Genomic DNA, 23,515 nt, shown 5'->3' on the forward strand with positions numbered 1-23,515 from the left:
GTTCGGCCGTGCATCGCAGGGGAGCCGCCCTCTCAGTCTTCGGTCATCAGCACGCTTCGCACCACCAGGTCGGCAGGGCGGCGTTTTTGCATGACGCGCTCGATATTGGGCAGGTCGTTGCCGGCGATCCAGTCGCGCGCCTCCTTGTCGCTCTTGCCGTGGTCGCGCCAGCGCTGCATCAGCCGGCGTTCCAGCTCGTTGCGCGGCAGGTCGAGATAGATGGCAAAGTCGAAGAAGGGCGAAAGCTCGTTCCACGGCGCCTCGTCGAGCAGCAGATAGTTGCCCTCGACCAGCACGAACTTCACCTCGCTGTCGATGACCGACGCCCCGGCGCGCGCCAGCTCCATATTGCGGTCGAAGACGGGCACGGCGATGTCCGGCTCCACGGATCGGATGCGCCTCAGCAGGGCGGCGAAGCCACGATAGTCGAAGGTTTCAGGCGCCCCCTTGCGCGCGCGCAAGCCCCGCTTGTGCAGCACGGCATCGTCGAAATGGAAACCGTCCATCGGCACCACGGCGGCGGAGCCTTCCGGAAACAGGCCGAGCAGTTTTTCGGAGAGGGTGGATTTTCCCGCGCCGGGCGCGCCGGCGATGGCGACAATGAAACGCCGGCCCTTGCCGGCGCGCTTGAAAATAGTTGCGGCGATGGTGGCAATCTCGGACATCGAAACCCCCGTCTCTTTGTCGATGCATCTTGCGGCGGTGTCGGAAAAACTTCAAATCCCGAGCCTTACCCGTCACTGAAACTTAATGCGCGTTGCGCGTCCCGGTTCCGATGCGGACCCGGATGCGGCCTTAATGGAGCGGAAACCGGGATTGCGATAGGCTGGCGGCCGCTGTAGCCATAGCTCGATGGCATATGCGTCGAATTCAGCCGGGTGATGTCGTTGCGGATCGTTTTCTTCTCTCGTCTTTCGTTTGTTGCCAAGCTGGCGTGGGTGGTCCTTCTCGCGGGGCTGGCGGCGGCATGCTCCACCACGACCACGCTGAATTCGGTCAAGGTTCCGCAATCCGACTCGACCAAGCACGCCGCCATCGTGGTCGATGGCAGCAATGGGAGGGTGCTTTACCAGTCCAATGCCGAGGCGCGTCGCTATCCGGCGTCGCTGACCAAGATGATGACGCTCTACATGACCTTCGAGGCGATGGAGAGCGGCCGGCTGTCGAAGGCCACGCAAATCCCGGTTTCGGCCTACGCCGCCGCGCGGCCGCCGACGAAGATCGGTTTCCGCCCCGGCCAGTCGATTGACGTGGATTCGGCCGTCTATGCGCTTTGCACCAAATCGGCCAATGACGTTGCCGTGGCGCTGGGCGAGGCGCTGGGCGGAACCGAGGAGCGTTTCGCGCAGATGATGACCGTCAAGGCGCGCCAGCTCGGCATGCGCAGCACGGTGTTCCGCAATGCCTCCGGCCTGCCCGACGACCAGCAGGTCACCACCGCGCGCGACATGGCCCTGCTTGGCATGGCGCTGCGCAAGCGCTTTCCGCAGCATTTCAGCTATTTCTCCAGCCGCTCCTTCAGCTATCGCGGCAAGACCATCCGTGGTCACAACGACCTGCTCGGGCGCGTGCAGGGCGTGGACGGCATCAAGACTGGCTATATCCGTGCATCCGGCTTCAACATCGTCACCTCTGTCAGCACCGATGGCCGCAAGCTGGTGGTGGTGGTGATGGGCGGCGATACGGCCCGCAGCCGCAATGCCGAGGTGGAACAGCTCATCGAGCGCTATCTGCCGCAGGCGAGCCGGTCTGCCAGGCCGGTGGACGAAGCCCCCGCGTCGATACCGGTGGCTGCGTCCGCATCGACCACGCCATCGGAAACGTTGGGAATGCCCGCCGCGCCTCTGCCGGGAACGGCGCTGGTCGGTGTGCCCGCCCGCCCGGAAATGCCGGTCGAATAGGTCGGGCCGCTCTCACCCCTCGATAGCCTCTTCGGCCGCGCCTTCCGGCTCTTCCAGCCGGAACCAGGCGATGTAGAGCGCCGGCAGGAACAGCAGCGTGATCGCCGTGCCGGAGATGATGCCGCCCATCATCGCATAGGCCATCGGACCCCAGAACACCTCGCGGGCAATCGGGATCAGCGCCAGGCTGGCCGCCGCGGCCGTCAGCGCGATCGGCCGCATGCGGTGCTCACTCGCCTCGATCACCGCCGTCCAGCGTTCGGTGCCGGCCTCCACCAGTTCCTCGATCTGCACGATCAGGATGACCGAGTTGCGGATCAGTATGCCGATCAGCGCCAGAACGCCCAGCAACGCCACGAAGCCCATGGGCGCGCCGCTTGGCAGCAATGCGGCCACCACGCCGATCAGGCCAAGCGGGGCCACCGCCACCACCAGGAACAGGCGCTGGAAGCTCTGCAACTGGATCATCAGGATCGTGGCCATGACGAACAGCATGATCGGCACAACCGCGATGATAGGCGCCTGGCTCTGGGCGCTTTCCTCCACCGTGCCGGCCACCGCCACGCCATAGCCATGCGGCAGCCTGTCGGCGAAGGCCTGCACCGACGGGGCAAGCTGGCTGACGATCGTCGCCGGCTGGACATGGCCGACGATGGCCGCCTCGACGGTGATGGTGGGAATGCGGCTGCGGCGTATGATCGTGGGCTGCTCGAGGTCGTAGCGGAAGTTTGCCACGGCGGCGAGCGGTATGGATTCGCCCGTGCCGGTGGGTATCTGCAGGGTTTGCAGGGTTGCGATGGAGCCGCGTTCGGTCTCGCGCGAACGCCCGATCACATCGATGAGATAGGTCGAGTCGCGCACCTGCGTGACCGTTATTCCGCCCACCACGCCGTTGAGCGACGTGGCTATGTCCTGCGAGGTGATGCCGAGCTGGCGCGCCTTGTCCTGCAGCACGTCCACCTTCAGCACGCGGCCGGGTTCGTTCCAGTCATAGCTGAGCGCGGTGAGGTTGGGGTTCTGGGCCATCACGCCGGCGAACTCCATGGCGAGCGCCCGCACCGCCTGGATGTCGGGGCCGCTGACGCGATACTGCACCGGCCGGCCCACCGGCGGCCCCAGTTCCAGCGTCTTCACATAGGCGTCCGTCCCCACGAACTGCTCGCGCAGGATTTTCTGGATCGATGCGCGCACCCTTTCGCGGGCTTCGAGATCCTTGGTCACGATGACGACCTGGCCGAAATAGGGATTGGCCGGCTGCACGTCATAGGCCAGCACGAAGCGCACCGCTCCCTGGCCGATATAGGAGCTCCAGCGCTCGATGTCGGTATTGCCTTCCAGTGCGACCTTTTCGAAGCGCTCGACCTGCTCGTGCGTATCGGCGATGGAGCTGTTTTGCGGCAGGTTCCAGTCCACGATGAGCTCAGACCGATCCGAAGCGGGGAAGAACTGCTGCTCGATGAAAGGCAGGCCCGCCACCGAAGCGGCAAACAGCGCAATCGTTGCGATGATGGTGATCCAATAGTGCCGCACCGATGCCAGCAGCGCGCCGGAAAACATCCGCCTGAAGCGGCCTGCTTCCTCATGCCTGGCCTTCATGGCGGCCGGCAGGATGGTGACGCCCAGCAGCGGCGCGAACAACACCGCCACGATCCATGAGACCAGCAGCGAAACCGCGATCACCACGAAGAGGGTGAAGGTATATTCGCCGGCAGAGCTGTTGTTGAGGCCGATGGGCATGAAGCCCGCGACCGTGACCAGCGTTCCCGTCAGCATGGGAAATGCGGTCGAGGTATAGACGAAGGTGGCCGCCTTGCGCAGCGAATCGCCGACCTCCAGCCGCGCGACCATCATCTCCACCGCGATCATCGCGTCGTCGACCAGCAGGCCGAGCGCGATGATGAGCGCGCCGAGCGAAATGCGCTGCAGCGAAATGTCCAGATAGGCCATGGCCAGGAAGGTGATGGCCAGCACCAGCGGGATCGAGCAGGCGACCACGAGGCCCGCGCGCAGGCCAAGGCTGACGAAGCTGACGATCAGCACGATGGCCACCGCCTCGAACAGCGCGCGCGTGAAGCCCGACACCGCTTCCTTCACGATCACCGGCTGGTCGGCCACCAGATGGATGCCCACGCCGATCGGCAGTTCGGCGGTCACCTTGTCCATTTCGGCATTCAGCGCCTTGCCGAAATCCAGCAGATTGCCGTTCGGCTTCATGCCGATGGCCAGCCCGATCGCGTCCTGGCCGTCGAAGCGGAACAGCGAGGTCGGCGGATCTTCATAGCCGCGCACCACCGTTGCCACATCCGTCAGCCGGAAGAAGCGGTCGTTGACGCGCAGATTGATGGCCTTGAGGCTCTCCTCGGAGGTGAACTGGCCGGTCACGCGCACGCTGATGCGCTCCGGGCCGGCCTGTATCACGCCCGAGGGCGTGATGGCGTTCTGCGCCTGCAGGCTCTGGATGATGGCCTGCTGGTTGAGGCCGAGTGCCGCGATCTGACGGGTGGAGAATTCGAGATAGATCGCCTCGTCCTGCGCGCCGATCAGTTCGACCTTGCCGGCGTCCGGCACGCTCAGTACGCGCCTGCGCACCATCTCCACATAGTCCCGCAGCTGGCGCATCGTCAGCCCGTCTGCCGTGAAGGCGTAGATGTTGCCGAACACGTCGCCGAAGCGGTCGTTGAAGAAGGGTCCCAGCACGCCTTGCGGAAAGCTGCTGCGGATGTCGTTCATCATGTTGCGGACCTCGACCCAGGTCGGGTCCACGTCGCGGGCCTTGGTCGAGGCCTTGAGATTGACGAAGACGATGGTCTGCCCGGAGGTGGTGATGCTGCGCGTGTAGTCGAGGCTGTCCAGTTCCTCCAGCTTCTTCTCGATGCGGTCGGTGACCTGCAGCATCGTCTCTTCCACCGACGCGCCCGGCCAGTTCGCCTGGACGATCATCGTCTTGATGGTGAAGTGAGGGTCTTCCTCGCGGCCGAGATGCATGTAGGAGTAGATGCCGGCTGCCACGAAGACCAGCATGAAGTACCAGACCAGCGAGCGGTGGTTCAGCGCCCAGTCGGAGAGGTTGAAGCCTTTCACTGCGCCCCTCCTTGCGGAACCGCCACCTTCTGTCCCTCGGCAAGGCTATGGACGCCCGCCGTCACCACGCGCGCGCCGGCGTCCAGTCCGCTCGCCACCACGAAACTGCCGGCGCTGCGCGAGCCGACCTTCACCTCGCGCGGCGACACCGTCGAATTCGCGGGATCGACCACCCAGACCTGCGTCTTGCCATCCTGCTCCAGCAGCGCCGTCAGCGGCAGCACGATCGACGCCGGCACGTCGGTGACGCGACGCGCGGTCATCGTCGCGCCCATGCGGAAGGCGCTGGGCGGATCGGCGAGCGTGAGTTTCACGCGGCGTGTGCGGGTGGTCGGATCGGCCTGCGGGGCGATCTCGCGGACCTTGCCCTGCGCGCGGATGGAGGGCTGCGACTGCAGCACCACCTCGAAGGGAGTGCCGATCTCGAGTTCGCCCGCCACGTCTTCGGGCGCGTCGAACCACGCCTCGCGGATGTCTGCCCGCGCGACGGTGACGACCATCTGTCCCGGCGAGACGGTCTGGCCGACCTCCGCGCCGGTGGCGGTGACGATGCCGTCGAAATCCGAAAACAGCCGGGCATAGCCCAGCTCTTCTTCCGCTTTGGCAAGACTTGCCTGGGCGCGCTCCAGATTGGCCGCCGCGGAATCGTGCGCCTGCCTGGCCGAATCATAGGTCGCTTGCGGGGTGTTGCCGCTGGCAAGCAAGGTGCGCTGGCGTTCTTCCGCCGCCGCCGCGTTGGCCATCTGCGCCTGCGCGCTGGCAAGGTCGGCGCGCGCCCCCTGCACCGAAAGCTCCAGCGAGACCGGATCGAGCGAGGCCAGCGTCTGGTTCTTCTCAACCGTATCGCCCACTTGCACCGGGCGCGAAACGATCCGCCCCAGGATGCGGAAGGAAAGCTGGGCGCTCACCTGCGGCTCGATCGTGCCGGCAAACCCCTGCACCTGGCGGGTCTTGGGTTCGATCACGGTCGAAAGCACCGGGCGGACGATTTCCTGTGGCGGCTCCTCTTCCCCCGAGCAGGCGGCAAGCGCCATCAGCGCAAGCAGGACGGCGGCTGCGGCGGGCGCTCTCATTGGCCGCCCTCCGCGATCTCGACCTGTTGGCCCGGATGCAGCATCTGGCCGCCGGCGGTGACGGCGATCTGGCCGTCCTCCAGTCCCCTGTCGATGACGACGATGTGGGAATCGTAGGTGTAGATCTGAACCGGCGCGAGCGATACGCGCCGCGTTTCCGGGTCGATAAGCCACACGGCGGGCTTGCCGTCGCTCGCGCTCAGCGCCTGCCACGGCAGCACCACCGCCTTGCGCGGCGCTGCGCGGATCGACCCGGCCACGGCCGCGCCGAGCGGCATGGCGGCGGGGGTGCCGGGGATGGCCACCTTCACGCGCACGGTGGCGGTGGACGTGTCGATGACCGGCGAAACCTCGCGTACGCTGCCCTGCGCCGTCACCTTCGGGTCGGACAGCAGCGTGATCGTCACCGCCGGCGAGGCCGGCGTAGTGGCCACGAGCGTCTCCTGGACGTTGAAGACGGCATCCCGGTCGCCATCCTCGGCCAGCGTGAACACCGTCTGCGCCGCCTGCACCACCTGCCCGGCCTCGACGTCGCGCGCGGTGATGATGCCGGCCGCGCCGGCCTTCAGTTCCGTATAGGAAAGGTTTTCCTGCGCAACGGCGAGCTGGCTTTGAGCGGCCTGCACGGAAGCCTCGGCGGTGCGCAGGCCCTGATTGGCCTGGTCATAGTCCCGCCGGGTGGTGAAGCCCTGTGCCAGCAGCGTCTTCTGGCGGTCGAAGGTGGCGCTCGACTGACGCAATTGCGCCTGCGCGGCGTCGAGATTGGCCTTGGCCGAGACCAGATCGGATTGCTGCGTCTGCGGGTCGAGCCGCGCCAGCACCGTGTCCTTGCCGACATGCTGGCCCACATCGGCCATCCGCTCGGCCACGCGCCCGCCGACACGGAAGGCGAGATTGTCCACCGTTCGCGCCGCGACGACACCGGTCAGCGAGAAGGTCGGCGCGAAGTCGGCATATGCCACCGTCTGCGCGCGCACCCGCAGCAGCGGCGCCTCGGCCTGTTCCTGTTTCTGGCATCCGGAAAGCAGCAGCGTCGCGAAAACAAGGCCGATGGCCGCGATGTGAAGACGATGGCGCTCGCGTCGATGCGCACGGGATGGCGGCCCCCCGATCGACCACAAAGCTGCGCTGCCTTCCATCGCTCCCCCACAGGCATCGAGGTTTGCAGCGCGACGAAATCAAGCTTCGCGAGCGCCTGCACAAGACGAAAATCGAGCTTCAACAGGAAGCTAGCAGCTTTGCCTTCAACTTCAAGGTGCCTTTCCGAGGGGCCGTCAAGGCTCGATTGTGCCGGAAGCCGGCCGTTGGCATATTCTTGACGAGATTTCCCGCCAGAGCCTTCCCGATGCCGCTTCGCGGCAAAAGAAGACGCATGGTGGGACATCACACAGAATGAAATCCGCTTTGAAAATGGCGGCGCTTTGCGCCGTGCTCCTGCTTGCCGCCTGCCAGACGGCTAAAATGCCCGGCGACGGTGCATCGGTCTCCGCCGACAGCTATCTTGCCGAGATCCGCACCACCCACGGGCTCAGCCGCATGGTGGCCGATCCCAAGCTGGAAAAGGCCGCCCTGCAGCAAGCCACCTATATGGCGCGCGCCGGGTTGATGAACCACACCACCGGCTGGCGCAAGGATTTCGCCACGCGCATGAAGGGCAACGAGGTGGAAGGGGCTGCGGCCGAAAACATCGCCCATGGCCGCATGGACATGGGCAAGCTCTTCACCATGTGGATGAATTCGCCCGGCCATCGCCGCAACATGCTGGACCCGCGCTTCGGCAAATATGGCCTCGCCTATGTGCGCGACGGTACCGGCAGCGAGGTCAAATACTGGGCGCTGGTGCTGGGGCGCTAGAGTAGGTTGCAGCCAGGTGGAAACACCTGGCGTCGCACACATGCGGAAAAATCAACTGGATGGACCATGATGTCGTCCGAAAACCGCTTCACGCGGATCGGCCTGCGCGAGCGCCGCGCCACATAAGGCATGATCTTTCCCGAAAAGTGGAAAGATCATGCTCCAGCGTGGGCCAACCGGCCGCGAATGGCCGCGTCCTTTCTGTTCTGGGATTCAGCTCGGGTTTTCGAGCGTGAACATGTCGGTCTTTTCGTCATAGGCGAACAGCTCGGCATAGCGTGCCCAGCTCGTCACGGCGCGCAGCGTCTTTTCCGCCTTTTCCTCCACCATCTTGTCTTCCAGCTCGTCGCGGAAGCGGCGGGCCGGGGCTTCGTGGTTCGACCGCTCGTCCAGCACGCGGCGAATATGCGCGGCAAGCGGCACATGCGCGTCGAGTTGCTGGGCGAACATATGCTTGCGCTCGTCCACTTCCGCCTCGGCAAAGCGCATGCCGGCCTCGGTGAGCTGGATGTCGCCTTCCTCCAATTCCGCGAAATGCAGCAATTGCAGCGTCTCGGCGATGGGGAACAGCTCGTCGATCTCCAGTTGCAGGCCGGCCGCCAGCGGCGGCAGGTCGGCCCTGCCGCGATAGGGCTCGGCCGCCACCGTCTCGATCAGGCCCGACAGCAGGTTGGTGGAAACCTGCGGCAGCACCATGTCGATGCCGGTTCCGGGGAACAGGCCGTCGGCCACCGTCGCGGCCGCGGGCTTCCTGGCCGTCATGCGCTCGTAGATGTCTTCCACCAGCGCGCGGAAGGTTGGATCGAGCCGGTCGCGCGGCTGCGGCAGGTCGATGCGGATTTCAGCCGCCACCCGGCCGGGGTTGGAGGAGAAGATCAGCACGCGGTCGCACATCAGCACCGCCTCCTCGATATTGTGCGTGACCATCAGGATCGACTCGATGGGCATGCGGCCTTCCGACCACAGGTCGAGCAGGTCGGTGCGCAGCGTCTCGGCCGTCAGCACGTCGAGTGCCGAGAAGGGCTCGTCCATCAGGAGCACCTTGGGGTGCACCACGAGCGCGCGGGCAAGGCCGACGCGCTGGCGCATGCCGCCCGACAGTTCCTTCGGATAGGCGCTTTCGAAGCCGTCGAGGCCGATCAGGTCGATGGCCTCCAGCGCGCGCTTGCGCCGCTCGGCCGCGTCGATGCCGCGCGCTTCGAGCCCAAGCTCGACATTCTGCAACACGGTCAGCCATGGAAACAGCGCGAAGCTCTGGAACACCATCGAAATGCCGTCCGGCGTGCCGGACACGGGATTTCCCTCGAAGGTGATCGAGCCGGAGGTGGGGCGGATCAGCCCGGCGATGGAACGCAGCAGTGTCGACTTGCCCGAGCCGGAGCGGCCGAGCAGGCCGACGATCTCGCCCGGACGCAGGGTCAGCGCGACATTGTCCAGCACGACGAACTGGCCGTTGTCGTAGCTCTGGCTGATGCCCTTGACCTCGACCAGCGGGGCGGCGTTTGCAATCGTTGCGGTGGTGGTGACGAATTCGTTCATGGGTCGGTCTCCCGATCAGATAAATGTAGTGTCGTTTCAGTCGAGGCGCAGGCGGCGCTCGGCGAAGACGTAGAGCGGGCGCCACAGGGCGCGGTTGAAGAGCGTGACGAACAGCGACATCACCGCGATCCCCAGCACGACGCGGGGGAAGTCGCCGGCCTCGGTGGCCTTGGCGATGTAGGCGCCGAGCCCATAGGCCTCCAGATGCGTGTTGCCCCAGCTTGCCAGCTCGGCGACGATGGAAGCGTTCCATGAGCCGCCGGTGGCCGTCAGCGCGCCGGTGACGTAGTAGGGAAAAATCCCCGGCAGCATCACCTTGCTCCACCAGCTCCACGAGCCGAGCCTGAAGACCGCGGCCGCCTCCTTGAGATCGGAGGGGAAGGCGGTGGTTCCGGCAATCACGTTGAACAGAATGTACCACTGCGTGCCGAGGATCATAAGCGGCGACAGCCAGATGTTCGGGTTGGCGCCGGTGGCGACGATGGCGATGACGACGAAGGGGAACAATACGTTCGCCGGGAACGCCGCCAGGAACTGCGCCAGCGGCTGCACCTTCTGGGCGATGGATGGGCGCAGCCCGATCCAGACGCCGATCGGCACCCAGATCAGGCTGGCGAGGGCGACCAGCACGGCCACGCGCAGCAGCGTCGCGAAACCGCCGCCGAAGACCTCGGCCACATCGCTCCAGCCGAGCGTGCGGCGGATATAGGCGACGGTCACCGCCGCACACGCCGCCGCCAGCAGCACGATGAAGGCGAGCCACAGCCGGTCCGCGATAGCGCTTGCCGGGCGTGCCTCCTCCTCGCGCGTTGCCTTGCGCCGCCCGCCGGCGCTCACCAGCATCAGCCGGTTCCATCCGGCCGCAAAGGGCATGCCGGCAAGCTTCAGCATCCGCGTGCGGCGCAGCATGTCATAAACCCAGGAGCGCGGCTTTTCCTGGCTCGCGGTCTGCTCGGCGCGGAACTTGTCCGCCCAGGCCACGATCGGCCGGAACAGGAGCTGGTCGTAGAGCGCGATCAGGATGGCCATGGCCAGCACCGCCCAGCCCACGGCGAGAAAATCCTGTTTTGAGATCGCCAGCGCCAGCCACGAGCCGATGCCCGGCAGTTCCACCGTCGTGTTGCCCACGGTGATGGCCTCGGAGGCGACGACGAAGAACCAGCCGCCCGACATCGACATCATCGTGTTCCAGATCAGGCCGGGTGCGGCGAAGGGCGCGTCCAGCCGCCAGAACCGCTGCCAGGCGGTCAGCCCGAAGGCGCGCGAAACCTCGTCGAGGTCGCGCGGCACGGTGCGCAGCGACTGGTAGAAGGAAAACGTCATGTTCCAGGCCTGCGCGGTGAAGATCGCGAAGATCGACGCCAGTTCGGCGCCGAACTGGCTGCCTGGAAACAGGCCCATGAAGAAGGTCACGGTGAAGGTCAGGAAGCCCAGAACCGGCACCGACTGCAATATGTCGAGCGCCGGGATGATGATCATCTCGGCACGCCGGCTCTTGGCGGCGAGCGTGCCTACCGCGAAGGTGAAGACCAGCGAGGCGATGATGGCGGCGAACATGCGCAGCGTCGTGCGCAGCGCATATTCGGGCAGGTTGGCCGGGTCGAGCGTCACCGGCGTGGTCGACAAAAGCTCGATCGAGCCGCGCATGGCGATTGCCGCATGGGCCATCAGCACGAATATCGCCGCCATGATCGACAGGGCGACAATGTCGTAGATGTTGGGCATGATGCGGCCGCGCGACAGCGTTGCGGCGTCGCTCAGCGATTGGCGGTTGTGGGGCAGGAAGATCATTTGCGAACCTCGGTGTCCGTATCGGAATATGTCAGTGCGGGAAGGCGCTGCCGGCCGCGCCGCGAGGCGGCGGCGCTTGGGCAGGCCCGGACAGAGGACGCGCTTGGGCGCGTCGCAACCGGCAAGCGTTGCGGCGGGCGCAGGATTTTCGCGATCAGGAAAAAGGCGTCGGCGTCGCGGACCTGAAGGTCAGGCGGCGAAAGCGTGTCGCAAGCAGCAACTGACACCCTCGTCGGAAAGGGTGCGATGCTCACGCGGCGAGCGGCCTTCGAAGCGTCCGGTCAGCGGGTCGCGCTGGCACGCAATGTGGGCGGCTTCCTCATGGATGGTTTCCACCGGGCGGAAGCGGATGCGCGAGGCGGGCGCAGCACTGCGCACGGCAAGCTGCACGGCGTCGCGATCACGGAAAAAGAGAGTGTTGTTCATGGCTTGCCTCCTTGGCCCGGTTGGACCCGGAGGCAAGCGGACAGACCGTCAGGCCTTGTCGAGGCTCACCCGGCGGGACGCACCGGACTCGGTATCGATTGACGGATGCGGTGCCCGGACCCGGCTGAGAGCCTTCCCCGGACAGCGGCTAGAATGACTGTCCATAACCTGTTCGATCTGTTGATGACCGCCCCGGACGAACCGAAGCATGGGTGCCTTACGCCCGGTGCGTTTGAAGTGTCAAGGATGAATTGCCCGCGGACAGTCGCCTCGCCGCAATGTGAAGGAGGGTGGCTGCGGAGTTTCCAGCCGCGTCAGCGCAGGGGTGCAGGGCGCTGGCGATCGGCGTTTCCTCGCTTTCTCGGGAGGAAGGGTGACGGGGTAAGGTTCGAGACGCAGAAGAGGGGTGACGGAGGCCGCCCGGTCCCGTTCCGCCGCGCCGCCGCAAGAAGGCAGCGCAGCTCGCTATGCCATCCGTTCCTGCGCTTCCGCCCACAACGCATGCGTCAGTTCGCCGGCGGGCAGTTCCCGCCCAAGCCGCACTGCCTGTCCGGCCCAGAGCGACATGAAATCGCTGGAGCCGGCGGGCTCTGATTTCGCCCGCAGCGGCGCCAGCGCGCCGCCGGCCAGCGGAAAGGCGGGCGCGAGATCGGAGACCGGCCCCACCTCGCGCATGATGCGGTTGAGGATGCCGCGCGCCGGTCGCCCGGTGAAGACATTGGTGATCGCGATCTCGTCGCTGCGCGCGGAGCGCAGAGCCTGCCGGTGCAGGGCGGCCACCTTGGCCTCCGGGCAGAACATATAGGCGGTGCCGATCTGCACCGCCGAAGCGCCCAGCGCGAAGGCTGCGACGATGCCGCGCGCATCGGTGATGCCACCGGCCGCGATCACGGGCACGGAAACCGCGTCCACTACCTGCGGCACCAAGGCGAAGGTGCCGATCTGGGTCGCGACATCGTCGGTCAGGAACATGCCGCGATGGCCGCCGGCTTCGGCACCCTGCGCGATGATGGCGTCGCAGCCATGGTCTTCCAGCCAGCGCGCTTCCTCCACCGTCGTCGCGCTCGACAGCACTTTCGCGCCGGTCGCCTTCACCCGCTGGAGCAGCGATTTTTCCGGCAGGCCGAAATGGAAGCTCACCACCTCGGGCCGGTATTCTTCGACCATCTCGCACAGCGCGCCGTCGAAGGGTGTGCGGCTGGAATTGGGCACCGGCGCCTCGGGGTCGAGCCCGAGTTCGACATAATAGGCCGCGAGCCGCTTGCGCCATGCGGCCTCGCGCGCCGCGTCCGGCATGGGCGGCGTGTGGCAGAAGAAGTTGAGGTTGATGGGCCTGGCCGTGCGCTGCCTTATGATGCCGAGTTCGCTGCGGAACTGTTCGGGCGACAGCAGCGCGCAGGGCAGCGCGCCCAGACCGCCCGCTTCCGCCACGGCGATTGCCAGTTCCGACCCCACCGGCCCCGCCATCGGCGCGAGCAGGATCGGCAGGTCGATACCGACGAGTTCCTGGAAGCGACGATCGGTATGCATGGGCTGTGCTCCGTGATCTGAAATCGATATGTGCGGGGGAGGCCGGTCAGCCGATGATGATCCTGTCCATCGGAATGTCGTGCGCCTGTGGATAGATGGTGGCGATCCGGGCCTCCGTGTAGCCGATGCCGAGCACCAGCGGCTTTGCCGGCATGGCCGCCAGCGTGCGGTCGAAGAAGCCGCCGCCGTAGCCCAGCCGGTAGTTTTCACCGTCGAAGCCGACCACCGGCGCGATCACCACGTCGGGATAGACCGCCGGCCCGTTGGACGGTACCAGTATGTTCCAGACGCCGCGCTCCAGCGGTTCGCCGGGCGCCCAGGCGCGGAATTCAAGCGGATGGCCGGACTGGATCACCACCGGCAGCGCAAAGCGTCCCCCGGCCGCGATCATGTCGTTCATCCAGCCGCGCAGGTCCGGCTCGCCCTTGAACGGCCAGTAGAGGCTGATGAGCTTGCCCCGTGGCGCGCCGATCGCCTCGCTCAGCCCCGCCGCGATCGTCTCGGTGCGCGCCGCCCGTGCGTCGGCCGACATGGCCATGCGCGCATCGATCAGGCGCTGGCGCTCGGCCTTGCGCCAGCGTTTCACATCGGTCCAGGCGGCGGCGTCCGCCGGCCTGTCGTCGGGTTGGAATTCAGGGGTCAGCTCATGCATGAAACAGGGCGGAGACGCGTAGCCGCGCGCATTGTCGTTGTCGCTCATGGGACTTCCTTGCCGTAGGCTGCTTACCCCGACTATTCGCCCGCAGGCGCCGAAACGCAAACCCAAACGCGACCTGGCCGAATACAAAGCCGACACTGACACGCGTTGACGTCGCCGCTCGCCGCTGTTGCAATGCGGCCTGCGGGAAAGGGGAGGCGGTTATGCGGCAGCCATTCTTCACCATCGGCCACGGCACGCGCACCATCGACGAATTCGTCCATCTGCTGCGGCACGCCGATGTGCGGCTGGTGGCCGACATCCGTACCGTTCCCCGCTCGCGGGCAAACCCGCAATATAACGGCGATGTGTTGCCGGACAGCCTTGCGCCTTTCGGCATCGGGTATACGCATCCTGTCGCGCTCGGCGGGCTGCGCGGCCGCTCCAGGACTGTGCCGGCGCAGGTCAACGGCTTTTGGGAAAACCAGAGTTTTCACAACTATGCCGACTATGCCATGAGCGACGAATTCCGCGCCGCGCTCGAGAGCCTGATCGCGCTCGGCCGCACCGAACGGCTCGCCCTCATGTGCGCGGAAAGCGTCTGGTGGCGCTGCCATCGCCGCATCGTCGCCGACTATCTCATCGCGCGTGGCGAAACCGTCTTTCACCTTATGGATCATGACCGGATCGATCCGGCGACGCAGACGCCGCAGGCTGTGGTGCGGGCCGATGGCGCACTCGTCTATCCCGTAGCGGTGCCGTGACCGGCCGGACCATCCCGAAACTGTGAACGAATGTGTTTGCAATTGCGCGGATGCGGCCGGGTGCGGCAGGAACTGGCGCAGCGGCGCGCGCGTTGAGCCGCCATGAAACAGGAGGCCAGGGCCATGCGCTTGCTTCTCCTTGCAGTGTGGCTTGCCATGCCGTTGCTTGCCGGCTGCTCCACCACCACCGTCGATACGGCTTACGAAAATCGCGACTACGCCCAGCCTTGGCTCACTCCCGATTGGGGCGAGACGGGGATCGGCGGCACGCACACCACCCATCGCGGCAAGTGATCCCGTGGGCGCACCGGCACCCTGTGCGAGGAGGCGGACCGGGCCGCCGGTGCGGGGGAAACAGGCCTGACACAAGGCCTTGAGTGACAGGACTCCACATCGCCGCAACGCGCGCTAGATTTTTTAGGGTTGCTTCCAGAGGAGGTGACCGATGAAAGGCGCAGCAGTTTTCATGACCGGGGGCGTTCTGGCTGGAACCGTGATCGGCGCGGCGCTGGGTTTTGCGCTCAACACGCCGCAATTCGGCATCTATATCGGCGTCATTGTGGGCATCAGCACGGCGATGGCGATCGCCGCCAACCGGACTTGACCCCGGCGATGCTTCACTGTGCCTTTCATTGTCGCCGGTCCGTTCCTACACTATGTGCAATGGTCTGGAGGTAGAGCCATGTCCGTAAAATCGTTGCTGTTTGCCGCCGCGCTCGGATTGTCCGGCCTTGCGCTTTCGGGCTGTGTCGAGACCGGACCCTACTATTACGATGATTACGGCGGATATGACTATTACGGGGGCGGTGCCGTGATCTATCCGGGCGGCTACTACAATGTGCGTCCGGCCTACCGCTATGATCGCCATTACAGGCACGGCCATTATCGTCCGGGTCATGTTTATCGGCCCGGCCACGTCACCAGGCCAGGCCGTGTCGATCGTCCGCCGAAGAAGCGGCCTGTCGCCACGCGTCCGTCTGTGAACACATCGCAGTGGAGCCGTCAGTCCGTCAAAACCAAACCTGGCGACTGGACCAATCCGGGCACGGGCAAGCCCGTCAAGCGGCTGCCCCAGTGGGAGTAGCGCCGTAAGCGCGCGAGCATGCGCGTAGCTGCCCGGGCCACGCGGCGAAGCCGCCCGCCCACGACCTGATCATCGGCCGGAACCTCCGGCCGACTTTCTACGCAATCGGCACAGGAGGGATTTGAGCCGTGTATGCCCATATATTGATCGCCACCGATGGTTCCGAACTGGCCACGAAAGGGGTGCAGCATGGTCTTTCGCTGGCTGTCGCGCTCAAGTCCAGGGTAACTTTCGTGAACGCCACCGAGCCGTTTCCGGGATTTGGTCTCGGCGACCCGATGGCGAACTACGCCGCGACCGACAGCTTCAACGACTATCAGCAGGAAGGCGTTCGCTTTGCCGAGCAGGTGCTGGGCAAATGCAAGGCCGCGGCCGAGGAGGTGGGGCTCGACGCCGATACCGTCCATGTCGACATGGTGCGTGCGGCCGAAGCCATTATCGAGACGGCGAAGAAGCGCGACTGCGACCTGATCGTGATGGCCTCGCACGGCCGCCGGGGGCTCGGACGCCTGTTCCTGGGAAGCCAGACGATAGAAGTGCTGAGCTACAGCGACATCCCGGTGCTGGTCGTGCGATAGGCGCCGCCCGGCATCCACCCGCGAGCAGGCGTCAGGCGAGGGAAACGACGACCGTTTTGGCCACGCCGTGCTCGTGCAGGTCGAGCGTGGTGGAATAGGCCGCGCCGCTGCGCTTGGCTTCGAGGATTTTCGAGAGATCGATGCCGTGCATGCCGAGCGAGCCGAGGGCGCTGCTGGGCAGCACGGCGTTGAGCGCGCGGACGGCGAAGAGCGGTACGTTGACGGTCGTCTCGCGCTCGCCGTTGATGAACTTCTCGATTCTCAGTCTTGTCATTCCGCTTCCGACTCGCGTCGCGAGGAAGAAATGCCGATCCGGCTTCGATGCCGATTGCCTGTCATGGGCCGGCGCACCCTTCCGCGATCAATGCGGAAATTTTAGGGCTGCCGCGACATGGATACCGGTCGCCGGAAAAGCGTCGAGAAAGGTATCGACGGGACCGATCGCCTGAAGATGTCTCTGGGGATACTCGATATACCAGGCTTCCGAATTGGCGCGGAACACAGGCAATCCGGCTGAGAAGCCGGATGGTGCCCAGGAGAGGACTCGAACCTCCACGCCTTGCGGCACACGGACCTGAACCGTGCGCGTCTACCAATTCCGCCACCTGGGCTAGGTGTGCCGCCGATGTAAGCGGACAGCGGGGCGCTGTCAACGCGCTTTCGGCAAAAAACCTCGCCATGATCGAAAGATGCTGTGGGCCGGTCGTTCAAAGTCCCGTATCGACGTGGGAGCGGCAGTCGGAAGGCGTAAAAACGGTGATTTTGTCGCAGTTTGGCGGCGACGGCAGAAGTCATGCGAATTGCCTGGTGGGGCGCGATGAAAGGTGCCGTAAGGTCAGCCGAATCGCTTGCCGGCTTTGCGCGGCGAATCATCGCGCCGCCCGAAAAGCAAAAAGCCCGGCGGGCGGCCGGGCTTTCAATATGCGAAGGCGACACGGCGCTCAGGCCGAAAGGATTTCCTTCGACGCCACGGTCGAATCGGCGTTCAGCCGGTAGATCATCGGCACGCCGGTGGCGAGTTCGAGCTTGACGATGTCCTCGCCCGAAATCCCCTCAAGCGCCATGATCAGCGCACGCAGCGAATTGCCGTGCGCGGCCACCAGCACGGTCCCGCCGCGCAGCACATGCGGCTGCATCTCATGCATGTAGTAGGGCCACACGCGCGCGCCCGTGTCCTTCAGGCTTTCGCCGCCGGGCGGTGGGGTGTCGTATGAGCGGCGCCACACATGCACCTGCTCCTCGCCCCACTTGGCGCGGGCGTCGTCCTTGTTGAGACCGTTGAGGTCGCCATAGTCGCGCTCGTTCAGCGCCTGGTTGCGCACGGTCTTCAGGTCGCTCTGGCCGGTGGCGTCGAGAATGTGCTGGCAGGTGTTCTGCGCCCGCTTCAGCGCCGAGGTGAAGGCGATGTCGAACTTGAAGCCGCGTTCGGCGAGCCGGGCGCCCGCCGCCTTGGCCTCCGCCTCGCCCTGCGCGCTGAGTTCCACGTCGCGCCAGCCGGTGAACAGGTTCTTCATGTTCCATTCGCTCTGGCCGTGGCGGACGAGCACGAGGGTTCGGGTCATGTGTTTGTGTCTCCCTTGGGTATGAGAACGGCGAGCGGGTCAGGCTCTATCTATTTGTTTGAGCACGATCTTTTCCGAAAGTCGGTTTCCACTTCGGGATCGTGCTCTAGGAAAGGCCGAGCACGTCGCGCATGGAATAGAGGCCCGGCTTGCGGCCATGCGCCCAGAGCGCGGCCTTCACCGCGCCGCGCGCGAAGATGGCGCGGTCCTCGGCATTGTGCGACAGCGTGATGCGTTCGCCGACGCCGGCAAGGATGACGGAGTGGTCGCCCACGACGGAGCCGCCGCGCAGCGTGGCGAAGCCGATGTCGCCCTCCTTGCGCGGGCCGGTGTGGCCGTCACGCACGCGCACGCTGTGCTCGCCAAGACGGATGCCGCGCCCGGCGGCGGCGGCTTCGCCCAGCAACAGCGCCGTGCCGGACGGCGCATCGACCTTGTGGCGATGGTGCATTTCAAGAATCTCGATGTCGAAATCCTCCGGGTCCAGCGCCTGCGCGGCCTGCTCCACCAGCACCGCCAGCAGATTGACGCCCAGGCTCATATTGCCGGATTTGACGATTGTTGCGTGGCGGGCCGCCGCCGCGATCCCGGCTTCGTTCTCCTGTGTGAAGCCGGTGGTGCCGATGACGTGCACGATGCGCGCCTGCGCGGCATAGCCGGCGAATTCGACCGTCGCCGCCGGGGCGGTGAAGTCCAGAACGCCATCGGCCTTGGCGAAGGCCGGCACCGGGTCGTCGGTGATCGTCACGCCGATCCTGCCGAGACCCGCGAGTTCGCCCGCGTCGAGACCGACATGCGGCGAGCCCTTGCGCTCCACCGCTCCGGCCACCCGCACGCCCGGCATGGAATGCGCGGTGCGGATCAGCGTCTGGCCCATGCGCCCGCCGGCGCCGACGACGACAAGACCCATGTCGCTCATGCGTTTTCTCCCTCGAGATCCGCCGCTGGCATGGCGACGGTATCGTCCACCAGTTCCAGCCCCTTCTTGTTCTGCAGGCGATAGAAGCGGGCATAGGTGCCCTGCGGCCTGGCCAGCAATTCTTCATGCGTGCCTTGCTCGATCACGCGGCCGGCCTCCATCACGATGATGCTGTCGGCATTGATGACCGTCGAGAGCCTGTGCGCGATGACGATGGTGGTGCGCCCCTGCATCGCCGTGGTCAGCGCTTCCTGCACGCGCGCTTCCGACTCGTTGTCGAGCGCCGAGGTCGCCTCGTCCAGAAGCAGGATCGGCGCGTTGCGCACCAGTGCCCGCGCGATCGAGACGCGCTGGCGCTGGCCGCCCGAAAGCGTCACGCCGTTTTCGCCCACGGGCGTGTCGTAGCCCTGCGGCTGCTGGCGGATGAAGTCGTCCGCTGCGGCCTGGTCGGCGGCCGAACGGATTTCCGCGTCCGCCGCGTCGGCGCGGCCGTAGCGGATGTTGTCGGCAATCGTGCCCTCGAACAGATAGGGCTGCTGCGAGACATAGGCGATCGAGTTGCGCAGCGACTGCTTGGTGACCCTGGAGATGTCCTGTCCGTCGATGGTGATCTTGCCGGTATCGAGGTCGTAGAAGCGTTCCAGCAGCGCCGTCACCGTCGTCTTGCCGGCACCCGAGGCGCCGACGATGGCCGTCGTCTTGCCGGCTTCGGCCACGAAGCTCACCTCGCTCAGCACCGGTCCGCCGGTGCCGGCATAGGTGAAGGAGACGCGGTCGAAGCGCACCTCGCCCTTGCCGACCTTCAGCTCGGCCGCGCCCGGCGCATCGCCCTGCTGCGGTTCGAGGTCGAGGATTTCATAGATCATGCGCGCATTGACCAGCGAGCGTTCCAGCCCGACCTGCAGGCGGGCAAGGCGGCGCACGGGGTCATAGGCCAGAAGCAGCGCCGTGATGAAGGAAACGATGGAGCCGGGCGGCGCGCCGCCGCCGGCGGTGCGGTAGCCTGCATAGGCGATGACGGCCGCGACCGCCACGCCCGCCAGGATTTCGGAGATCGGCGTCATGCGCTCCGAAACGCGGGCGATCTTGTTGGAGCGCTCCTCGGCGTGGTCGATCATCTCGCCCATGCGCTGCGAGAGCTGGTCCTCCATGGTGAAGGCCTTCACCACGGCGATGCCCTGCGTCGCCTCCTGCATGGAGCCGATCAGCCGCGAGTTGATCTCCACGGCCTGCCGGGTCACGGCGCGCAGGCGGCGCATCAGGTAGTTGACCGAAATGATCAGCGGCGGGCCGATGAGGAAGGCGACCAGCGACAGCATGGGGTTCTGCACCACCATCACCGTCACCAGCGCAATCAGCGAGACGAGGTCGCGCGCAACTGCCGAGAGCGTCAGCGACAGCAGGTCGCGTATGCCGCCGACATTCTGGTTGATCTGGGCGGCCAGATGGCCTGAGCGGTTTCCGGTGAAGAAGCCGACATCGAGCCTCATCAGATGGTCGAAGATGCGCCGCTGGTAGCGGGCGACGAGATTGTTGCCGACCTTGGCCAGGATCACCGCCTGCGCGTAGCCGGCCACGCCGCGCACCACGAATGCCGCGACGATCGACAGGCTGATGAGCGTGATGAGATCGCTGCGCTGGTTGTAGAACAGATCGTCGATCACATCGCGCATGATGTAGGCGGGAAACGCCGTGGTCAGCGCCACCGCCACCATGCACAGCGCGGCGACGACATAGGACCACACATATTCGTGGCCGTTTTCCGCCAGGATGCGCCTGATGACCGCGATGATCTCGCCGCGATCGACTTTCGTGCGTTTCTTCTTGAAGAGGCTCAAATTCGGATCTGTCCGTGCGTTGCGATGCCGGACGGCGCCACGCGCCGCCACCCGGCGCTCCTAATAGCGTCATCGCGCCCGCTTGCCTATGGGCAGGCGCGAAACTTCATCGTGATGGCATCGCCGCCGCGCTTGGCCCGCAACTGCGGCGGTCTTATGACCGCCAGCGCCGCCCCGTCGTCTCCACCCCGAAACGTGACGGGATGCGTGCATAGGCGGCAAGGCCGTTCAGCGCCGCCAGCGGGTGGGTGATGACATAGACCGGCATGTCGCGCATCAGCGCCCCATGCGGCGCCTTGTCCTCGAATGCGGCGCGGAAGCTGCCGGATTTCAGCGCCGGCACGATCTTCTGGGCGATGCCTCCGGTGAGGTAGACGCCGCCGCGGCTCATGAACACCAGCGCAAGATCGCCGGCGGTGCGGCCAAGGCAGGTGACGAAGAAGTCGAGCGCTTCCTCGGCCACGGCGTCGGATTTTTCCAGCGCGGCGGCGGTGATTTCGGCCGGCGTGGTGAAGCGCGCTTCCTTGCCGTCTGCCGTGGCGATTGCCCGGTAAGCGTTGACCAGTCCGCGCCCGCACAGGATCTGCTCGCCCGAGATGCGGCCCTCGATCGGCTCCAGATGCGGAAAGATCTCGCGGTCGCGGTCGGTGCGCGGGCCGATGTCCATGTGGCCGCCTTCGCCCGGCACGGGTATCCATTTGCGGCAGGCGTGGATCAGCCCGGCGACGCCGAGCCCGGTGCCGGGCCCGAGCACCACGCGGCCGGCATTTTCTTCCGGCTCGCCGGGGCCGATCTTTTCCAGGTGCTCTTCGCCGAGCGATGCAACCGCCAGCGCCTGCGCCTCGAAATCGTTCAGCACCACCACGTCGGAGAAACCGAGTGTCTCGAACATCGCTTTCGGGCGCACCACCCAGGGGCAGTTGGTGAGGGGGATTTCGTCGCCGTCCACCGGCCCCGCCACCGCCAGCACGGCCGAGCGCGGGCTGAGCGAGGTGTGGTCCAGCACCGCCTGCTGGATGGCGTCGTCGATGGTGGCATAGTCCGCCGTCTGCACCACGCGCGTCTCGCCGGGCTCGGAATTGGCGTCCACGATGATGGCGAAACGGGCATTGGTACCGCCGATGTCGCCGATCAGGATGGGAAACTGCAGGATGGCGTCCTCGTCGCGGGCAAAAGGCATTCCGGTCAAAATCCCCAAATTCACGGCTGGCTCAGCCTTCTGGCCAGCATCTCGGCTGTGGCATGGTTCAGCGCCAGCGGTATGTCGTAAACGATCGCCAGACGCATCAGCGCCTTCACATCCACGTCATGCGGCATCGGCGTCAGCGGATCAACGAAGAAAATCACGGCATCGATCTTCTTCTCGGCGATCAGCGCGCCGATCTGCTGGTCACCGCCCAGCGGGCCGCTCTTCAGGCATTTTACCTTCAACTGCGGGCATTCATCCATCACCCGCCGGCCGGTCGTGCCGGTGGCGACGAGATCGCAGGCGGCGAGAAAATCCGCATGCGCAATCGCGAAGCTGACCATGTCGGCCTTCTTTTCGTCATGCGCGATCAGCGCCAGTCGCAGCGGAGATGTCATCTGACAGCCGGTTGCTGGAGTTAAATCGGTTGAAATCTATAACCAAGGATCGCGGACTGCGAAAGGGGCCTTTCCGTCATGACCGCCGGGTCCTTTCACCGGTTTTGGTGGCGATGACGACGAAACCGTCCCTCCTCCACGTCGGAAGGTTAGGGGTGCAGGGCTGGGCGGGTCGCCTCCCCATGCGGCGGCCCTGCGGACGCCCTCAGCGCGCCGGGCGCTGCACGGGCAGCGGCGGGCGCTTGACCGGCGTCGGCGCGAAGGCGCTGGCCGGAACCGGCGGCTGGCCAAGTTCCACCTGCGGCGCGGAAGGCGCCGGCGCATCGGCCACCGTCGTGGCGCCGAAACCGCCAAGCGTCACGGCCGCTTCCGAAACCGGCTCGGGCTGGGTCAGCACGACGCGGCATTCCTTGGGCAGGCTCGCCATGGTCATCACGTCGCGGGCGCGCGGCTTCTGCGGTCCGGTGGCGGGCCGCCACGGCTCCTCGGTGAACCACCAGGCCAGCGACTTGTCGCAGCCGTCGCTCTTCGGCGTCGGTTCCTGCGCCTTGCAGCCGGTGGAGCCCGGCTGGCAGCCGATGCGGACATGGAAATGATAGTCGTGGCCCCAGAAGGGGCGGATCTTGTGCAACCACGAGCGGTCGCCCGTCACCGTGTCGCAAAGCTTTTTCTTGATACCCGGATTGACCAGAATGCGCTCGACTTCCGGGTAGCTCGCGGCGCGTTTCAGCAGCCGCTCATGGGCGGGCGTCCACAGCCGGTCGATCACCCGGTGGGTTTTCGGATTGACCAGCGAGGTCGCGCTCATGTTCTCGCGCTCGGTCGGCGTCAGCCGCCGGTCGGGCATCGGCGTGAACCAGATGTCGGCGTCGAGGCCTATCTGGTGCGAGGCATGGCCGGTCAGCATCGGCCCGCCGCGCGGCTGCGAGATGTCGCCCAGCAGCAGCCCCGGCCAGCCATCGGCCACGGCGTCGTGTGACAGTCTCTCGATCAGCCGGATCATCGTCGGATGACCCCAGCGCCGGTTGCGCGACAGGCGCATCGCCTGCCAGGTCGGACCATCAGTGGCGATCGCCATGCCGCCGGAAAAACAGCCCTTGGAATAGAAGCCATAGGAACGGGGCTGCGCGACGGAGGGAAGTTTCTGCGCGCCGAACAGGTTCTTGGCCAGTTCCTCGGCATGGGCGCCCGGCGCCTCGAAGCCGGAAAGGGCGAATGCCGCGACTGCCGCCGCCGCGAGGCGGGTTGCCGCCGTCAAGAAAGTTTTCATACGCATATCCATCCGGTCCGGCCCCTTGCCGACAAGCTTGGGACGACTTGCTTAGCGAAACGTAAACGACTGTCACCGCCCGGT

Annotated in this window: 23 protein-coding genes and 1 tRNA gene; 7 read left to right on the forward strand and 17 right to left on the reverse strand. The window is 65.8% G+C overall.

The window, feature by feature from the left end:
• Positions 1-32: 32 nt before the first annotated feature.
• Positions 33-665 (reverse strand): nucleoside triphosphate hydrolase, encoded by a 633-nt coding sequence (locus C7441_RS19435; protein WP_109614289.1) that lies wholly within the window; start codon positions 663-665, stop codon positions 33-35.
• Positions 666-881: 216 nt separating this feature from the next.
• Here C7441_RS19435 and C7441_RS19440 point away from each other — a divergent pair, with 216 nt between their 5' ends.
• Positions 882-1,901 carry a D-alanyl-D-alanine carboxypeptidase family protein gene (locus tag C7441_RS19440; protein ID WP_109614290.1) on the forward strand — a complete coding sequence of 340 codons (1,020 nt, stop codon included), beginning with the start codon at positions 882-884 and terminating at the stop codon, positions 1,899-1,901.
• A gap of 12 nt (positions 1,902-1,913) precedes the next feature.
• Here the strand turns inward: C7441_RS19440 and C7441_RS19445 are convergent, their stop codons facing one another.
• The 3 genes from C7441_RS19445 to C7441_RS19455 are packed head-to-tail and all read right to left on the reverse strand — an operon-like array spanning position 1,914 to position 7,194.
• Positions 1,914-4,982 (reverse strand): efflux RND transporter permease subunit, encoded by a 3,069-nt coding sequence (locus C7441_RS19445; RefSeq protein ID WP_109614291.1) that lies wholly within the window; start codon positions 4,980-4,982, stop codon positions 1,914-1,916.
• The gene (locus C7441_RS19450) at positions 4,979-6,055 is read right to left on the reverse strand and encodes an efflux RND transporter periplasmic adaptor subunit (protein ID WP_109614292.1); all 1,077 of its coding nucleotides are present in this window, start codon (positions 6,053-6,055) and stop codon (positions 4,979-4,981) included. The genes C7441_RS19445 and C7441_RS19450 overlap by 4 nt, the downstream gene beginning before the upstream one ends.
• Positions 6,052-7,194, reverse strand: a complete 1,143-nt coding sequence (locus tag C7441_RS19455) for an efflux RND transporter periplasmic adaptor subunit (protein ID WP_109614293.1) — start codon at positions 7,192-7,194, stop codon at positions 6,052-6,054. Before C7441_RS19455 ends, C7441_RS19450 begins: the two co-directional genes overlap by 4 nt.
• Positions 7,195-7,447: 253 nt before the next feature.
• Between C7441_RS19455 and C7441_RS19465 the strand changes: the two genes are divergently transcribed.
• Positions 7,448-7,909 carry a CAP domain-containing protein gene (locus tag C7441_RS19465; protein ID WP_040692787.1) on the forward strand — a complete coding sequence of 154 codons (462 nt, stop codon included), beginning with the start codon at positions 7,448-7,450 and terminating at the stop codon, positions 7,907-7,909.
• Between the two features lie 213 nt (positions 7,910-8,122).
• Here the strand turns inward: C7441_RS19465 and C7441_RS19470 are convergent, their stop codons facing one another.
• The 5 genes from C7441_RS19470 to C7441_RS19490 form a co-directional block, all read right to left on the reverse strand.
• The gene (locus C7441_RS19470) at positions 8,123-9,448 is read right to left on the reverse strand and encodes an ABC transporter ATP-binding protein (protein WP_109614295.1); all 1,326 of its coding nucleotides are present in this window, start codon (positions 9,446-9,448) and stop codon (positions 8,123-8,125) included.
• Positions 9,449-9,484: 36 nt separating this feature from the next.
• Complete coding sequence (locus C7441_RS19475) at positions 9,485-11,239, reverse strand: ABC transporter permease (RefSeq protein WP_109614296.1); 1,755 nt, start codon at positions 11,237-11,239, stop codon at positions 9,485-9,487.
• A gap of 189 nt (positions 11,240-11,428) precedes the next feature.
• Entirely contained in the window at positions 11,429-11,665 is a 237-nt protein-coding gene (locus tag C7441_RS19480; RefSeq protein WP_109614297.1) for a hypothetical protein, read from the reverse strand.
• Positions 11,666-12,130: 465 nt separating this feature from the next.
• On the reverse strand, positions 12,131-13,195 hold the full coding sequence (locus tag C7441_RS19485; protein WP_109614298.1) for an NAD(P)H-dependent flavin oxidoreductase: 1,065 nt from the start codon (positions 13,193-13,195) through the stop codon (positions 12,131-12,133).
• Between the two features lie 46 nt (positions 13,196-13,241).
• Positions 13,242-13,895, reverse strand: coding sequence for a 5-formyltetrahydrofolate cyclo-ligase (locus C7441_RS19490; protein WP_019171968.1), 654 nt, complete (start codon positions 13,893-13,895; stop codon positions 13,242-13,244).
• Between the two features lie 161 nt (positions 13,896-14,056).
• Between C7441_RS19490 and C7441_RS19495 the strand changes: the two genes are divergently transcribed.
• From C7441_RS19495 to C7441_RS19510, 5 genes are all read left to right on the forward strand, one after another.
• Positions 14,057-14,596, forward strand: coding sequence for a DUF488 domain-containing protein (locus C7441_RS19495; RefSeq protein WP_109614299.1), 540 nt, complete (start codon positions 14,057-14,059; stop codon positions 14,594-14,596).
• A gap of 123 nt (positions 14,597-14,719) precedes the next feature.
• Positions 14,720-14,890, forward strand: a complete 171-nt coding sequence (locus C7441_RS24150; RefSeq protein ID WP_170125196.1) for a hypothetical protein — start codon at positions 14,720-14,722, stop codon at positions 14,888-14,890.
• Between the two features lie 151 nt (positions 14,891-15,041).
• The gene (locus tag C7441_RS24155; RefSeq protein ID WP_019171965.1) at positions 15,042-15,200 is read left to right on the forward strand and encodes a hypothetical protein; all 159 of its coding nucleotides are present in this window, start codon (positions 15,042-15,044) and stop codon (positions 15,198-15,200) included.
• A 78-nt stretch (positions 15,201-15,278) separates the two neighbouring features.
• Entirely contained in the window at positions 15,279-15,680 is a 402-nt protein-coding gene (locus C7441_RS19505) for a hypothetical protein (protein ID WP_146201532.1), read from the forward strand.
• A gap of 128 nt (positions 15,681-15,808) precedes the next feature.
• Positions 15,809-16,258 carry a universal stress protein gene (locus C7441_RS19510; protein ID WP_019171963.1) on the forward strand — a complete coding sequence of 150 codons (450 nt, stop codon included), beginning with the start codon at positions 15,809-15,811 and terminating at the stop codon, positions 16,256-16,258.
• Positions 16,259-16,289: 31 nt separating this feature from the next.
• Here the strand turns inward: C7441_RS19510 and C7441_RS19515 are convergent, their stop codons facing one another.
• The 8 genes from C7441_RS19515 to mepA all read right to left on the reverse strand — a co-directional run bounded on the left by C7441_RS19515 (position 16,290) and on the right by mepA (position 23,431).
• Positions 16,290-16,532: a hypothetical protein gene (locus tag C7441_RS19515; RefSeq protein ID WP_019171962.1), complete on the reverse strand. Its 243-nt coding sequence runs from the start codon at positions 16,530-16,532 to the stop codon at positions 16,290-16,292.
• A 252-nt stretch (positions 16,533-16,784) separates the two neighbouring features.
• Positions 16,785-16,869: transfer RNA gene (locus tag C7441_RS19520), tRNA-Leu, on the reverse strand.
• A 330-nt stretch (positions 16,870-17,199) separates the two neighbouring features.
• Positions 17,200-17,820 carry a 2,3-bisphosphoglycerate-dependent phosphoglycerate mutase gene (locus C7441_RS19525; RefSeq protein ID WP_019171961.1) on the reverse strand — a complete coding sequence of 207 codons (621 nt, stop codon included), beginning with the start codon at positions 17,818-17,820 and terminating at the stop codon, positions 17,200-17,202.
• 106 nt (positions 17,821-17,926) lie between these two features.
• A complete protein-coding gene (gene dapB, locus C7441_RS19530; protein ID WP_109614302.1) occupies positions 17,927-18,739 on the reverse strand; it encodes a 4-hydroxy-tetrahydrodipicolinate reductase in 813 nt (270 codons plus the stop codon).
• Positions 18,736-20,577: an ABC transporter ATP-binding protein gene (locus tag C7441_RS19535; protein WP_170125197.1), complete on the reverse strand. Its 1,842-nt coding sequence runs from the start codon at positions 20,575-20,577 to the stop codon at positions 18,736-18,738. The genes dapB and C7441_RS19535 overlap by 4 nt, the downstream gene beginning before the upstream one ends.
• A 154-nt stretch (positions 20,578-20,731) precedes the next feature.
• Positions 20,732-21,757: a glucokinase gene (locus tag C7441_RS19540; RefSeq protein ID WP_019171958.1), complete on the reverse strand. Its 1,026-nt coding sequence runs from the start codon at positions 21,755-21,757 to the stop codon at positions 20,732-20,734.
• Positions 21,758-21,777: 20 nt separating this feature from the next.
• On the reverse strand, positions 21,778-22,161 hold the full coding sequence (locus tag C7441_RS19545; RefSeq protein ID WP_019171957.1) for a methylglyoxal synthase: 384 nt from the start codon (positions 22,159-22,161) through the stop codon (positions 21,778-21,780).
• A gap of 205 nt (positions 22,162-22,366) precedes the next feature.
• A complete protein-coding gene (gene mepA, locus C7441_RS19550; RefSeq protein ID WP_244916207.1) occupies positions 22,367-23,431 on the reverse strand; it encodes a penicillin-insensitive murein endopeptidase in 1,065 nt (354 codons plus the stop codon).
• Positions 23,432-23,515: the final 84 nt, after the last annotated feature.

It is taken from the genome of Pseudaminobacter salicylatoxidans (genome assembly GCF_003148475.1).
Classification (GTDB): domain Bacteria; phylum Pseudomonadota; class Alphaproteobacteria; order Rhizobiales; family Rhizobiaceae; genus Pseudaminobacter; species Pseudaminobacter salicylatoxidans.

Coding starts and splice junctions, on each gene's coding strand:
- C7441_RS19435 (WP_109614289.1), bottom strand. CDS start 665: ATGTCCGAGATTGCCACCATCGCCGCAACTATTTTCAAGCGCGCCGGC.
- C7441_RS19440 (WP_109614290.1), top strand. CDS start 882: ATGTCGTTGCGGATCGTTTTCTTCTCTCGTCTTTCGTTTGTTGCCAAG.
- C7441_RS19450 (WP_109614292.1), bottom strand. CDS start 6,055: ATGAGAGCGCCCGCCGCAGCCGCCGTCCTGCTTGCGCTGATGGCGCTT.
- C7441_RS19455 (WP_109614293.1), bottom strand. CDS start 7,194: ATGGAAGGCAGCGCAGCTTTGTGGTCGATCGGGGGGCCGCCATCCCGT.
- C7441_RS19465 (WP_040692787.1), top strand. CDS start 7,448: ATGAAATCCGCTTTGAAAATGGCGGCGCTTTGCGCCGTGCTCCTGCTT.
- C7441_RS19470 (WP_109614295.1), bottom strand. CDS start 9,448: ATGAACGAATTCGTCACCACCACCGCAACGATTGCAAACGCCGCCCCG.
- C7441_RS19475 (WP_109614296.1), bottom strand. CDS start 11,239: ATGATCTTCCTGCCCCACAACCGCCAATCGCTGAGCGACGCCGCAACG.
- C7441_RS19480 (WP_109614297.1), bottom strand. CDS start 11,665: ATGAACAACACTCTCTTTTTCCGTGATCGCGACGCCGTGCAGCTTGCC.
- C7441_RS19485 (WP_109614298.1), bottom strand. CDS start 13,195: ATGCATACCGATCGTCGCTTCCAGGAACTCGTCGGTATCGACCTGCCG.
- C7441_RS19490 (WP_019171968.1), bottom strand. CDS start 13,895: ATGAGCGACAACGACAATGCGCGCGGCTACGCGTCTCCGCCCTGTTTC.
- C7441_RS19495 (WP_109614299.1), top strand. CDS start 14,057: ATGCGGCAGCCATTCTTCACCATCGGCCACGGCACGCGCACCATCGAC.
- C7441_RS24150 (WP_170125196.1), top strand. CDS start 14,720: ATGCGCTTGCTTCTCCTTGCAGTGTGGCTTGCCATGCCGTTGCTTGCC.
- C7441_RS24155 (WP_019171965.1), top strand. CDS start 15,042: ATGAAAGGCGCAGCAGTTTTCATGACCGGGGGCGTTCTGGCTGGAACC.
- C7441_RS19505 (WP_146201532.1), top strand. CDS start 15,279: ATGTCCGTAAAATCGTTGCTGTTTGCCGCCGCGCTCGGATTGTCCGGC.
- C7441_RS19515 (WP_019171962.1), bottom strand. CDS start 16,532: ATGACAAGACTGAGAATCGAGAAGTTCATCAACGGCGAGCGCGAGACG.
- C7441_RS19525 (WP_019171961.1), bottom strand. CDS start 17,820: ATGACCCGAACCCTCGTGCTCGTCCGCCACGGCCAGAGCGAATGGAAC.
- dapB (WP_109614302.1), bottom strand. CDS start 18,739: ATGAGCGACATGGGTCTTGTCGTCGTCGGCGCCGGCGGGCGCATGGGC.
- C7441_RS19540 (WP_019171958.1), bottom strand. CDS start 21,757: ATGCCTTTTGCCCGCGACGAGGACGCCATCCTGCAGTTTCCCATCCTG.
- C7441_RS19545 (WP_019171957.1), bottom strand. CDS start 22,161: ATGACATCTCCGCTGCGACTGGCGCTGATCGCGCATGACGAAAAGAAG.
- mepA (WP_244916207.1), bottom strand. CDS start 23,431: ATGAAAACTTTCTTGACGGCGGCAACCCGCCTCGCGGCGGCGGCAGTC.